We start from the raw sequence: 12,246 nt of genomic DNA, 5'->3' as shown, positions 1-12,246 counted from the left end.
AGGAGCATACCGTGATGGCAGCGCGAGACAAGAGGGTGTGAAAGAAAAAACCGCCGGACCTGTCCACAGCGAATGCGCTTTTGTGAACAGGTTTCCGGCGGTCTTAATATGTTGTGCTGTTATTCAGCAGGCGGAGCCATTTTACCTTCTGGCGCCGGACGTTCTGTCAGACGCTTCTCAAAATTGGCATTAAATTGCTTTTTCTGTTCCGGGGTCAGAATGTTGTAGATCTTATTCTGAGTTTCCATGCGGGCCAGCATACCGGCTTTGTGCTGCTCGGCCATTTTGTCGATCTGCGCTTCGGCTTTCGCTTTATCGAAGCTGTCGCTGGCAATGATGTCATGCATTGCGCGGCGTTCTTCCAGCGGTGGACGTTTCATCTGGTCGCGCTGGCTTTTCATGATGTCACGCACCTGCTGTTTCTGTGCATCCGTCAGGTTCAGGTCTTTAAACATCATGTCGTGATGCATACCCGGCTTGCCTTTGTGATGCATCATCTTGCCTTCAGCAGGTGCTGCGGTCGTGGTCGCGGTATCCGCAGCGAACGCCATGCTGGTAGCGCCCAGAGCCAGGGTAGAAGCAACAAACAGTGCAGTTAATTTACGCATAATTGTTTTCCTTACTTTCAGTTATTCTTCGGCGCTATGCCGTGTTGACGAGATTAACTTTACGGGGTTTATCGTCAATTAGTCAGAGCAACGGTAAAACAATGAAAGTGTAAAAAACAATTTATAACCAAATGTGGAGGAATTAAGGATAAAGCGTGGAGAGTTGAAACAAAAATATTCAATTAGCTGATTTTAAAGAGATTGTGAAAGAGTATAGCGAACTGGAGATTAATAATAAAGCAGGTATCCAGGAATAATCTGTAAACTTTACGCGTTCGCCATAATAGATAATTTCCCGCCCCCTGTCGGACGCGGGAAATTATGCCTCAGCCTATTTTTTCCAGCATCAGTCCCGCCCGCAAACCAAAGGCCACAGCCGGATTGGGGAACAGCACGTACTCCGTCGTTTTCTGCACCTCGTAGCGCTCATCGCCATCTTCTGCCAGCAAAACCCCCTGGCGGAACGGCGTGAAGTTAAGGGTATGCGCCGCCATGTGCAGCCGGAACGCGTCGCTGCGACGGGTGATTTGCTGCACCACCCGATAGCGCTCAACCGCTTCGGTATGCGGCTCAGGCTCAACGCCCGCGAGCAGCGCCCGCAGCGCCATATGCGTTGGGGCAAATCGCGTCAGATCGTTATGGCCAAACGGCAGCGCTTTGCCCAGCTCCAGCGTGCAGGCCAGCGCGCCGAAATGCTCACAGGTGAAATGAGTAAAGGTTCCGCCCGGCGACTGATGGAACACCAGCGCTTCGAGTCCTGCATCGCCCAGCCATTGCAGGAACCGTTCATCCCAGGGCTGCTCGCGCTGGGGCAACACGCCAAAGCGCACGTGATACGACGCCCGAATGGCGGTGTGCAGATCCAGATGCCAGCGGTCCGGGCCGGCCGTCGCATAGAACTCCCTGACGGCGTTTTCCAGCACCGGCACGCGTGCCGTCTCCTCACAGGGTGCAAACTGCGCCGCGCGCCCGCCAAACATCCGGTTGATATCACTCACCAGATAGCGTTTGTTGTGCGCCAGCGCCGCAGGGTTCCCGAGCACCACCAGCACACGGCAGCGCAGGGAAATATCCCCGTGATACAGCGCGCGGATCAGCAGATCGACAATCTCCACCGGTGCAGTTTCATTGCCGTGAACACCTGCCGAGAGCACCAGCGCACGGCCGCTCTCGTCAAACGGGGTCAGTTCCAGCAGCCCGCGCCCATGCCATTTCCAGTGAAACGACGCCCCTTCACCCTCTTTTTCAGCGGGTGTTTCATCGGCCAGCGTCAGCGCCAGTAAATTCTCCATGCTCTCTCCTTAGCGCTGGAACGGATAAACCGAACCGAGCTGCAGGATCGTGGTCAGGGCGTCCAGCGCCTCGCGCCCTTCGCGCAGCAGCTGCGGATCGACCAGATCCGCCTGCGTCAGCTGGTCGCGATAATAGCGGTCCACCCAGTTGTTCAGCGTGTTAAACAGCGTGTCATTCATCATTACTGCGGGGTTTACCGCCTGCATCTCAGCCTGTGTCAGGACGACGCGCAGACGTAAACAGGCTGGTCCTCCGCCGTTGGCCATACTTTCACGCAGATCGAAAACCTTCAGCTCGCTGATGGGATTATCGGCCTTCACCAGCTCGCTCAGATAGCGCCATACCCCCTGATGGTTGTGCGACTCTTGCGGCAGCACCAGCATCATGCTGCCATCGTCACGGCTCAACAGCTGGCTGTTAAAGAGATAGGTTTCCACCGCATCCTGCACGCTCACGGCGTGCGTCGGAACCTGAATCGGCGTAAAGCCCGGAACGCGCTCCGCAAGATTTGCCAGCAATTTATCCTGCTGAGCAAACGCCTGTTCATGACAGAACAGCACCTGACGGTTCGACACGGCGATCACGTCATTGTGGAACACACCCTGATCGATCACCTGAGGATTCTGCTGGGCATACACCACCTGTCCCGGATTCACCTGATTGAGACGCGCCACCGCCTGGCTTGCCGCGAGCGTCTGCCGCGCCGGGTAGCGCACGGGGGCGTGGTGACCGCTTTCGTCGCGACCATAGATAAACAACTGCGTTGCCGGGTCGCCATAATCGCCGCCCAGACGGTTATGGTTGGCCGCCCCTTCATCGCCAAACATGGCGACCTGCGGCAGTGCCTCGTGGACGCTAAAACGTTCCGCATCGCTGAAAATGGCGCGCAGCACGCGCTCGGTGGTCACCGCCTCCGTCGCGCGATGGAATTTGTTATTGAGGTTGGCGACGGTGAGATGCACTTTGCCATCCAGGGTATCCGCCGAGGGTGCGACGGTGGCCGCGTTAGCGACCCACATCGACGACGCTGAGCTGGCCGCCGAGAGCAGATGTGGCACCTGAGTACCGGCTTTTTCCACCACCTGCTCATCGCTGCCGCTAAACCCAAGCTGGCGCAGTACCTCGACGTTCGGGCGCTCCTGCGGCGGGATCACCGCCTGCGGGAAACCGGCATCGGCGAGGGCTTTCATCTTTTGCAGCCCCTGCTTCGCCGCAAGCTTTGGGTTCGACATCTGAAAGCGGTGTTTCGTCGAGGCTTCATTACCAAACGACAGCCCGGCATAGTGGTGGGTCAGTCCCACCAGCCCATCAAAGTTGACCTCACGCGCTTTCATGGCCATCCCCTTTGCTAAAATCAAGCCCAGGATTGAGGGTTTCTGGCAGAGTCAGCGCGGGAGTTTCGAGGCTCGCCATCGGCCACGCGCAGTAATCTGCCGCATACCAGGCGCTGGCGCGATGGTTGCCGGAGGCGCCCACGCCGCCAAACGGCGCAGTGCTCGCCGCACCGGTCAGGGGTTTATTCCAGTTCACAATTCCGGCGCGCGCTTCAATCAGCAGCGTGTCGAATTTCTCGCGATCCGGTGAAATCAGGCCGCTAGACAGGCCATAGCGCGTATTGTTCGCAAGCGCAATCGCGCTGTCGAAATCGTCATAGCGCCAGACGCACAGCAGCGGCCCAAAGGTCTCTTCATCCGGCACATCGCTCGCCGCGCTCATTTCCACAATTCCCGGCGTCAGTAGCGACGTGCCTGGCTGGACAAGCTTTGGCTCGAGCAGGCTTTTCCCGCCGCGCGCCACATGATCGCGCCAGGCATTGACCACGTTCTGCGCCGCCTGTTCGGAGATCAGGCCGCCGATAAACGGCTGCGGCTCAGCGTCCCATGCATCAGGTTTTAGCCGCGCACTCACTTCCACTAAGCGCGCCAGAAAAGCATCGCCCTGCGCGCCGCGTTTAACCAGCAGACGGCGCGCACAGGTGCAGCGCTGCCCGGCGGTGACAAACGCCGACTGGATAGCCAGATGCACGGCGGCGTCGATATCATCAGGATCTTCAACGATCAGCGGATTATTGCCGCCCATTTCCAGCGCCAGAATTTTTTCCGGCTGGCCCGCCAGTTGGCGATGCAGCTGATAGCCGGTCCCCGCGCTGCCGGTAAACAGCAGCCCGTCGATATCACTCAGCGCGCTCAGCGCCTGACCGGTTTCACGCCCGCCCTGCACCAGGTTCAGCACGCCCGGCGGCAGACCCGCCTGTTCCCACAGTTTGACTACCGCTTCGCCACTACAGGGCGTCAGCTCGCTCGGTTTGAAGATCACGGCGTTTCCCGCCAGCAGCGCAGGCACAATGTGGCCATTCGGCAGATGGCCGGGGAAATTATAAGGGCCGAAGACTGCCAGCACGCCGTGCGGGCGGTGGCGCAGAGTGGCCGCACCGTCGGCCATCTCCGTGTGCTGCTCGCCGGTGCGGGTGTGATACGCCTTCACCGAAATCGCGATTTTGTTGATCATCGCCGTGATTTCCGTCGCCGCTTCCCAGCGCGGTTTGCCGGTTTCACGGGCGATAATGCTGGTCAGTTCGACTTTATTGGTCTCCAGCAGTGACGCGAATTTCTCAACGACCGCCTGACGCAGGCTAAACGGCTGTTTGGCCCACGCCGGGAACGCAGCGCGTGCGGCTTTGCAGGCCTGTTCCACCTGCGCAGCGCTGGCATCTGACCCCGTCCACAGCGCCTCTTTACCCACCGGGTTGGTTTTCACGCGGCGTTCGCCTTCACCCGTCACCCAGTCGCCATTAATCCATAAACTCATGCTGTTTTCTCCTCGGGGCAGAGTCGCACCAGGCGCACCGTGTCGCCTGCGCTACATTTCAGGGCATCCAGCTGGGCTGCGGTCAGCACCAGTCGTTCACATTTTGGATTCGCGTGCACCAGCATGGCGCGAAAATGGTCGTATTGTTCATTCGCCACCAGACAGGCTGGTAATTCGCCTGGCGCAGGCTGCCCTTCGGCGACCGTCACCAGACGGCTTTTACGGATGGCGCGAACGCGATCGATATCGCACTCCAGCGTCGGGCCACCGTCAAAAATATCGACATAGTTCCGATAGCGGAAACCCTCTTTCTCCAGCACCGCGCGCGCGGGTGCCGTCTGCGGATGGACTTCGCCAATCACCGCCTGCGCTTCGGGGGTGAGGAAATGGGTGTAGATCGGATGTTTCGGCATCAGCTCGGCGATAAACGCCTTCTGCCCGGTGCCGCACAGATAGTCCGCGCGGCTGAACTCCATCGAGAAGAAGCGCTCGCCGAGGCTTTCCCAGAACGGGGAGTAGCCGGTTTCGTCAATCACGCCGCGCATCTCCGCCACCACTTTTTCATTAAAGCGGTCGCGGAAGGCAGCCATAAACATAAAGCGCGATTTAGAGAGCAGATAACCGTTGCCCTCTTTGCGCCAGGCCGGGTCGAGAAACAGGGTGCAGAGTTCGCTGCTGCCAGTGTGATCGTTGCTCAGTGAAAGCGTCGGCAGCGCGTTATAAATGTTCAGCTCTTTCGACGCGTGAACCAGCGTCCCCACGCGGTAGTTGTACCAGGGTTCATTCAGACCGACCGCCACTTCAATAGCGCAAATCCCGGCCACGGTTCCTGTATCCGTCTCTTCCAGAACAAAGACGTATCCCTGTTCGCTTTTCGGCACCGTCCCTTGCCAGGTATGGATGGCGCGCTCGATGCGCGCCGACAGCGTTTTTTCGTCGGCAGGAAGCGAGGTCAGCCCACCTCCCGTCTTACCGGCAAGCTGCATAAGCCCGGCGAGATCGCCGCGCTCTACGGGACGGATTACCATCATGATGACACCCCGGATTTCACCTGTTCACAGGCCAGCGCAAAGCGGTCCAGGCCGGTGGTGATCTCTTCTTCACTGACAATCAGCGCCGGGGCAAAACGCACCACGTTCGCGCCTGCGATCAGCACCATCACGCCCGCTTTTGCTGCTTCCTGTGAAATAAGTTTAGCTTTTCCGGCAAATTCAGCGGTCAGTTCGCAGCCAATTAACAGCCCCAGCCCACGAATGTCTTTGAACATGCCGACCTTGCTGTTGATGGCATTCAGGCGCTCAACAAACCAGTCGTGACGCTGCTTCACGCCGTTTAACACCGCTGGCGTATTGATGATATCCAGCACCTGGCCCGCCACTGCGGATGCCAGCGGGTTACCGCCGTAAGTAGTGCCGTGGGTGCCGACGACCATCACGCTGGCACATTTATCGGTAGTGAGCAGCGCGCCAATCGGGAAGCCACCGCCCAGCGCTTTCGCCGTCGACAGCACATCCGGCGTGACGCCGTAGTGCATGTAGGCGTAAAGCTCGCCCGTACGGCCAACGCCCGTCTGCACTTCATCAAAAATCAGCAGCGCGTTGTGCTGATCGCACAGCTCGCGAAGCCCCTGCAGGAATGCTTTATCTGCCGGAACCACACCGCCCTCGCCCTGCATCGGCTCGACGATCACCGCACAGGTGTTGTCATTAATCAGCGCTTTTGCAGACTGCAGATCGTTAAACACCGCATGGCGAATGTCCGGCGGTAACGGGGCAAAATCCTGGGAATAAGCGGGCTGCCCACCGGCGCTGACGGTAAACAGCGTGCGCCCGTGGAAGGCATTTTTGAACGCCACGATCCCGCTTTTCTGCGCGCCGAAGTGGTCGTGGGCATATTTGCGCGCCAGCTTCAGGGCCGCTTCGTTGGCCTCAGCACCGGAGTTACAGAAGAAAATTTTCTCGGCAAAGGTCGCGTCGATCAGCTTTTTCGCCAGGCGCAGCGCAGGCTCGTTGGTGTAGCCGTTACCGGTATGCCAGAACTTCGCCGCCTGATCGTTGAGAGTCTGACGCAGCGCCGGGTGTGCGTGCCCCAGCGCGTTCACGGCAATACCGCCTGCAAAATCAATGTACTCTTTACCCTGCTGATCCCACAGGCGTGAGCCTTCCCCGCGTACCGGAATAAAAGCCGCCGGAGCGTAAACCGGCATCATCCATTCATCAAAATTTTCACGCGTAATTGACAGAGACATAGCGACCTCATCCGGTAAATAATAAGTTGTTTAAATGTTAAATATTTGAGTGTTTGCACTGTGAATGTAGATTGCAGAGTTCGTGCCAGCCAGCGATAAAAATGCATAAACGGGTTGCCTGGACAGAATATCAATGAGTTAGGATATGGAGTTATTCACTGTTAATGCATATTAAGTGAATATTTTTACGATAAGCGGCGGTTCGCGGGACGAAAACGAGAAATATTATTCACAAGCAAAATATAATTCTGGAATTGTGATCGCTCGCGAAATTTATTGACCGTTTACGCCCCTTTTGGGGGCAAGGCGCGTCGAAATGGTGCAAAAATTGCACCGTCGGCAGGATCTGTTGCAGTTATTGGTCTAACCCGGTAACAGGGGGCGCAAATTCTGCTACCATCCATGCACTATTCACCTTGCACTGGCAGCGACTATGAAATTTGTCTCTTTTAATATCAACGGCCTGCGCGCCCGCCCTCACCAACTGGAAGCCATTGTTGAACAACATCAACCTGACGTGATCGGCCTGCAGGAGACAAAAGTTCACGATGATATGTTCCCGCTGGAAGACGTTGCGAAGCTGGGTTACAACGTCTTTTATCACGGTCAGAAAGGCCATTACGGCGTGGCGCTGTTAACCAAAGAGACGCCTGTCTCGGTCCGCCGCGGCTTCCCTGCCGATGACGGTGAAGCACAGCGCCGCATTATCATGGCCGAGATCCCGTCCCCGCTGGGTAATATTACCGTTATCAATGGCTACTTCCCGCAGGGCGAAAGCCGCGACCACCCGACCAAATTCCCGGCAAAAGCGAAGTTCTATCAGGATCTGCAGGATTACCTGAACACCGAGCTGAACAAAGAGAATCCGGTATTGATCATGGGCGACGTGAATATCAGCCCGACGGACCTGGATATTGGCATTGGCGAAGATAACCGCAAGCGCTGGCTGCGCACCGGTAAATGCTCCTTCCTGCCGGAAGAGCGCGAGTGGATGGATCGCCTGATGAGTTGGGGCCTTGTCGATACCTTCCGCACCGCCAACCCGGAGACACAGGATCGCTTCTCATGGTTTGATTACCGCTCAAAAGGCTTCGACGATAACCGTGGCCTGCGCATCGACCTGCTGTTGGCAAGCCAGCCTCTGGCCGAGCGCTGCATCGAAACCGGGATCGACTACGATATTCGCAGCATGGAAAAACCGTCCGATCACGCGCCGGTCTGGGCGAAATTCAAGCTGTAAGTGCCGGTGAACGCGTCAAAAATCCTCTTCCTGTGCGCCCTGTTGGGCGCATTTGCTTTGCTCATCACGCAACTGCCGCCGGGCTTTCTCTCCCTGGATGCGATCCGCGCCCATCGGCTGATGCTGCTGGATAACGTCGACCGCGCCCCGGTGCAAAGTGCCGCGCTCTATTTCGCCCTGTATGTGCTGATTTCCGCCTTTTCGATTCCCGGTGCGGCGCTGTTAACGCTGCTTGGCGGCGCGTTATTCAGCTTCTGGGAGGGGATGGTGCTGGTCTCTTTTGCCTCGACGCTGGGGGCGACACTGGCAATGCTCGCCAGCCGCTATGTGCTGCGCGACTGGGTGCAACGCCGCTTTGCGAAACCGATGCAGACGGTGAACGAAGGGGTGAAACGCGATGGCGCGTTTTATCTTTTTGCCCTGCGCCTGATGCCGGTGTTCCCGTTTTTTCTGGTCAATCTGCTCTGCGGGCTGACCTCTCTCGGTGTGGCGCGTTACTGGTGGGTTAGCCAACTGGCGATGCTGCCGGCGACGGTGGTTTTCCTCAACGCCGGGCGCGAACTGGGGCAACTGACCTCTCTGCGCGATATTCTGTCGCCGGGAGTGCTGATCGCCTTTACACTGTTAGGGTTATTGCCGCTGATCGCTCGCTGGCTGTTTTCTCGCTTCACCCCTTCATCTTATTAACAGGGAGGCATTATGCGCCGTGTGCGTTATTGCGTGTTTCTGACCGGGCTGCTGCTGGCAACCCCGGTGCTCGCCGCCAGCGACTGGCAAGCCGTTCAACAGGAAGCCAAAGGGCAGACCGTCTGGTTTAACGCCTGGGGGGGCGATCCGGCGGTGAATCGATATCTCGACTGGGTGAGCGATGAGATGAAAACTCACTACGCTATTACCCTCAACATTGTGCATCTGGCGGATGCCGCCGATGCGGTCAAACGTATCCAGACGGAATCCCGCGCCGGGCGGACCACCCAAGGTTCGGTCGATTTACTGTGGGTCAACGGCGAGAACTTCCGCACGCTGAAACAGGCGAATCTGCTGCAAAGCGGCTGGGCGCAAATGCTCCCCAACTGGCGGTATGTCGATACCACCAAACCGGTGACTGAGGATTTTGCCATCGCCACCGACGGCGCCGAATCTCCATGGGGCGCGGCGCAACTGACGTTTATCTCGCGACAGACTTTGTTGCCTGAGCCACTGCGCGATCCTTCCGCCCTGCTCGGATACGCGAAACAGCATCCCGGTAAAGTGACCTATCCACGCCCGCCCGATTTTACTGGCACCGCGTTTCTGGAACAGCTGTTACTGAACCTGACGACTACACCCGACGCGCTAAAAACCGCGCCCGATCCCCATACATTTGATGCGGTAACCGCCCCTCTGTGGCGCTATCTCGACCAGCTTCATCCCCTGCTCTGGCGCGAAGGGAAAGATTTCCCGCCGTCACCGGCACGAATGGATGCCCTGCTCGCCAGCGGCAATCTGAATCTCTCCCTGACCTTTAACCCGGCGCACGCCCGGCAGAAGGTGGCCAGCGGCGAGTTACCTGCTGACAGCATAAGCTTCGGCTTTGCCAACGGAATGATTGGCAATGTCCATTTCGTGGCGATTCCTGCCAACAGCAGCGCCAGCGCCGGAGCAAAAGTGGTGGCGAATTTCCTGCTGTCACCACCCGCACAACGTCGCAAAGCCGACCCGAAAATCTGGGGCGATCCGAGCGTGCTGGACCCGCAAAAACTGCCCGCTGAGCAGGCTCACGCCCTGCGCCAGTTTATCCCGGTCGGTTTACCCGCCATGCTGCCTGAGCCGCACGCGGCGTGGGTGAATGCTCTGGAGCAGGAATGGCTGCGTCGCTACGGCACCCGCTAGGCTGGCTGGTGTGGCTGGCAATGGCGGCCATTTACGCGCCGCTGTTTCCCGCCACCGCCATGCTCCTGTCCCCTGCATTTTCTGCCGCCGGGTGGCAATCCCTGTTTCGCGATCCGCAGCTGCCGCAGGCGCTGATCGCCACCCTGGTTTCAACGACCCTCGCCACCCTCGGTTCGCTTTTTATTGCGCTCTGTATCCTGTCTGCCCTCTGGCCCGGCAAGCGCTGGCAGCAGATGAATGGCCGCCTGCCATGGTTACTCGCCGTGCCGCATGTCGCCTTCGCCACCAGCGTGCTGCTGCTTTTTGCCGAAGGCGGTGCCGTTTATCCGTTTTGCAGCGCCTGTTCGCCAATGCTTGATCCCTATGGAATAGGCCTTGGCGCGACAATGGCGGTGAAAGAGAGTGCCTTCGTGCTGTGGGCGATTTACGCAGTGCTGCCGGAAAAGATCCTGGCGCAGAAAATGGTAGTGCTGCAAAGCCTCGGTTACTCCCGCATTCAGGGGCTGTTCTGGCTGGTTCTGCCGACCATTGCCCCGGCACTGGGCGCTGTGATGCTGGCGGTGGTGGCCTGGTCCCTGTCGGTGGTGGATATCGCCATCATTCTCGGGCCGGGTAATCCGCCGACACTGGCGGTGCTGGCCTGGCAGTGGCTGAGCCAGGGCGATGCGGAACAGCAAATCAAAGGCACGCTGCTGTGTCTGGTTTTGCTGCTCCTGCTGGCATTGTTTGCCGCGGTGGGCTTTGCGCTCTGGAAAGCCTGGCGACGCACGCTGCCCGCCACGTCCGGTCACCGCCACAACGCCGGTCCGCCCGTCACGGGAACGGCACTTGGCTGGCTGCTGCCGCTCTGTGGGCTGCTGTGTGCCGGAGCGCTGCTCCTGCTGGCGCAGCACCGCGAGTTTGATTTCGCGCCGTTTCACGCCAGCCTCTCGTTTGCTCTGTTTTCCGCCCTGATTGCGCTGGCGATTATTTTGCTCTGGCTGGAGTGGGGTCCGTCGCGCGGAACGCTCTGGCTGTGGCTGCCGCTGGCATTGCCCGCCCTGCCCCTCGTCGCCGGGCAATACCGTCTGGCGCTCGCGCTGGGTTTTGACGGCGGCTTTCTGGCGGTGCTGTGGGGGCATCTGCTGTGGGTACTGCCCTGGACGCTGCTGGTGCTACAGCCGGCCTGGCGCAGGCTCGATCCGCGCCAGCTCCTGATCGCTAAAACCCTCGGGCTGTCGCGCAGTCAGCTGTTTTTTAAAATCAAATGCCCGCTGCTGGTGCGCCCGATCCTGATTGCTTTTGCCACCGGGTTTTCCGTGAGCATGGCGCAGTATCTGCCAACGCTGTGGCTCGGCGCTGGACGATTTGCCACGCTGACCACCGAAGCGGTGGCCCTTAGCAGCGGCGGCAGCAGCGCTATTCTGGCGAACCAGGCCTTATGGCTTCTGGCGCTTACCGCCGCCGCGTTTGGGCTGGCGGCCGGTTTATCGCGTCTCGCTGGCTACTATCGACAGGGGTTACGGTAATGTTGACGGTCAAAAATCTCACCCTCGAACCGCTGCTGCGCAATGTCAGTTTCAGTATTGAGCACGGAGAAATTCTAACGCTTATGGGCCCCTCCGGCAGCGGAAAATCGACCCTTTTTGCCTGGCTGGTGGGCGCCCTCTCCACCGATTTTCACGCTTATGGCGAGCTGTGGCTTGACGATCAGCGGCTCGATACTCGCCCGGTTGAAAAACGCGGGATCGGCATTTTGTTCCAGGATGCGCTCTTGTTCGATCACTTTAACGTCGGACAGAACCTGATGCTGGCGCTTCCCGCGCAGATCCGCACGTCGCGCCGTGAGCGGGTTGAACAGGCGCTTGCCAGCGCCGGTCTGGCGGGGTTTTATGCCAGCGATCCGGCCACGCTGTCGGGCGGTGAATGCAGTCGTGTTAGTTTGCTGCGTGCCCTGCTGGCGCAGCCGCGCGCGCTGTTGCTGGATGAGCCTTTTAGTCGTCTGGATAAATCCCTGCGCGTGACGTTTCGGGAGTGGGTATTCGCTGAGGTTCGTGCCCTGAATATCCCGGTGGTGCTGGTCACGCACGATGAAGAGGACATTCCGGCGGGCGGACGCGTGATTCAGCTGTCCGACTGGCAGTAAACCCTGTGCTAACGCAAAGAATTCTGTTTAGGGGAAGACGAAAATGACGCAC

The 12,246-nt window shown here is 58.7% G+C and carries 11 protein-coding genes; 5 read left to right on the top strand and 6 right to left on the bottom strand.

Annotated elements, in window-relative coordinates:
- Nucleotides 1-119 precede the first annotated feature (119 nt).
- The 6 genes from spy to ACB496_RS08560 form a co-directional block, all read right to left on the bottom strand.
- Nucleotides 120-608: an ATP-independent periplasmic protein-refolding chaperone Spy gene (gene spy, locus ACB496_RS08585; protein ID WP_123429060.1), complete on the bottom strand. Its 489-nt coding sequence runs from the start codon at nt 606-608 to the stop codon at nt 120-122.
- A 326-nt stretch (nt 609-934) separates the two neighbouring features.
- Complete coding sequence (gene astE / locus ACB496_RS08580) at nt 935-1,900, bottom strand: succinylglutamate desuccinylase (protein ID WP_371974977.1); 966 nt, start codon at nt 1,898-1,900, stop codon at nt 935-937.
- A gap of 9 nt (nt 1,901-1,909) precedes the next feature.
- Nucleotides 1,910-3,235, bottom strand: a complete 1,326-nt coding sequence (gene astB / locus ACB496_RS08575; protein WP_371974976.1) for an N-succinylarginine dihydrolase — start codon at nt 3,233-3,235, stop codon at nt 1,910-1,912.
- Nucleotides 3,222-4,709, bottom strand: coding sequence for a succinylglutamate-semialdehyde dehydrogenase (gene astD, locus ACB496_RS08570; RefSeq protein WP_371974975.1), 1,488 nt, complete (start codon nt 4,707-4,709; stop codon nt 3,222-3,224). The genes astB and astD overlap by 14 nt, the downstream gene beginning before the upstream one ends.
- Complete coding sequence (gene astA, locus ACB496_RS08565) at nt 4,706-5,740, bottom strand: arginine N-succinyltransferase (protein ID WP_100780505.1); 1,035 nt, start codon at nt 5,738-5,740, stop codon at nt 4,706-4,708. The genes astD and astA overlap by 4 nt, the downstream gene beginning before the upstream one ends.
- Nucleotides 5,737-6,957 carry an aspartate aminotransferase family protein gene (locus ACB496_RS08560; RefSeq protein WP_371974974.1) on the bottom strand — a complete coding sequence of 407 codons (1,221 nt, stop codon included), beginning with the start codon at nt 6,955-6,957 and terminating at the stop codon, nt 5,737-5,739. The genes astA and ACB496_RS08560 overlap by 4 nt, the downstream gene beginning before the upstream one ends.
- A 433-nt stretch (nt 6,958-7,390) precedes the next feature.
- Here ACB496_RS08560 and xthA point away from each other — a divergent pair, with 433 nt between their 5' ends.
- From xthA to ACB496_RS08535, 5 genes are read left to right on the top strand one after another with little or no spacing between them, the layout of a single operon-like run.
- Entirely contained in the window at nt 7,391-8,197 is an 807-nt protein-coding gene (xthA, locus tag ACB496_RS08555) for an exodeoxyribonuclease III (RefSeq protein WP_371974973.1), read from the top strand.
- Between the two features lie 6 nt (nt 8,198-8,203).
- Complete coding sequence (locus tag ACB496_RS08550) at nt 8,204-8,884, top strand: TVP38/TMEM64 family protein (RefSeq protein WP_371974972.1); 681 nt, start codon at nt 8,204-8,206, stop codon at nt 8,882-8,884.
- A gap of 21 nt (nt 8,885-8,905) precedes the next feature.
- Nucleotides 8,906-10,069, top strand: a complete 1,164-nt coding sequence (locus ACB496_RS08545) for an ABC transporter substrate-binding protein (protein WP_371975218.1) — start codon at nt 8,906-8,908, stop codon at nt 10,067-10,069.
- Entirely contained in the window at nt 10,042-11,577 is a 1,536-nt protein-coding gene (locus ACB496_RS08540; protein ID WP_371974971.1) for a thiamine ABC transporter permease, read from the top strand. Before ACB496_RS08545 ends, ACB496_RS08540 begins: the two co-directional genes overlap by 28 nt.
- Nucleotides 11,577-12,194 carry an ATP-binding cassette domain-containing protein gene (locus ACB496_RS08535; protein WP_371974970.1) on the top strand — a complete coding sequence of 206 codons (618 nt, stop codon included), beginning with the start codon at nt 11,577-11,579 and terminating at the stop codon, nt 12,192-12,194. The genes ACB496_RS08540 and ACB496_RS08535 overlap by 1 nt, the downstream gene beginning before the upstream one ends.
- Nucleotides 12,195-12,246 lie beyond the last annotated feature (52 nt).

The organism is Lelliottia nimipressuralis (assembly GCF_041464075.1).
Classification (GTDB): domain Bacteria; phylum Pseudomonadota; class Gammaproteobacteria; order Enterobacterales; family Enterobacteriaceae; genus Enterobacter; species Enterobacter nimipressuralis.
The sequence above is the reverse complement of the archived record's forward strand: the minus strand, read 5'-3'. Positions and strand labels throughout refer to the sequence as shown.

Bases quoted from the DNA above. Each gene is read 5' to 3' on its own strand.
- astB (WP_371974976.1), bottom strand. From the start codon at position 3,235: ATGAAAGCGCGTGAGGTCAACTTTGATGGGCTGGTGGGACTGACCCAC.
- astA (WP_100780505.1), bottom strand. From the start codon at position 5,740: ATGATGGTAATCCGTCCCGTAGAGCGCGGCGATCTCGCCGGGCTTATG.
- spy (WP_123429060.1), bottom strand. From the start codon at position 608: ATGCGTAAATTAACTGCACTGTTTGTTGCTTCTACCCTGGCTCTGGGC.
- ACB496_RS08560 (WP_371974974.1), bottom strand. From the start codon at position 6,957: ATGTCTCTGTCAATTACGCGTGAAAATTTTGATGAATGGATGATGCCG.
- astE (WP_371974977.1), bottom strand. From the start codon at position 1,900: ATGGAGAATTTACTGGCGCTGACGCTGGCCGATGAAACACCCGCTGAA.
- ACB496_RS08540 (WP_371974971.1), top strand. From the start codon at position 10,042: ATGGCTGCGTCGCTACGGCACCCGCTAGGCTGGCTGGTGTGGCTGGCA.
- astD (WP_371974975.1), bottom strand. From the start codon at position 4,709: ATGAGTTTATGGATTAATGGCGACTGGGTGACGGGTGAAGGCGAACGC.
- ACB496_RS08535 (WP_371974970.1), top strand. From the start codon at position 11,577: ATGTTGACGGTCAAAAATCTCACCCTCGAACCGCTGCTGCGCAATGTC.
- xthA (WP_371974973.1), top strand. From the start codon at position 7,391: ATGAAATTTGTCTCTTTTAATATCAACGGCCTGCGCGCCCGCCCTCAC.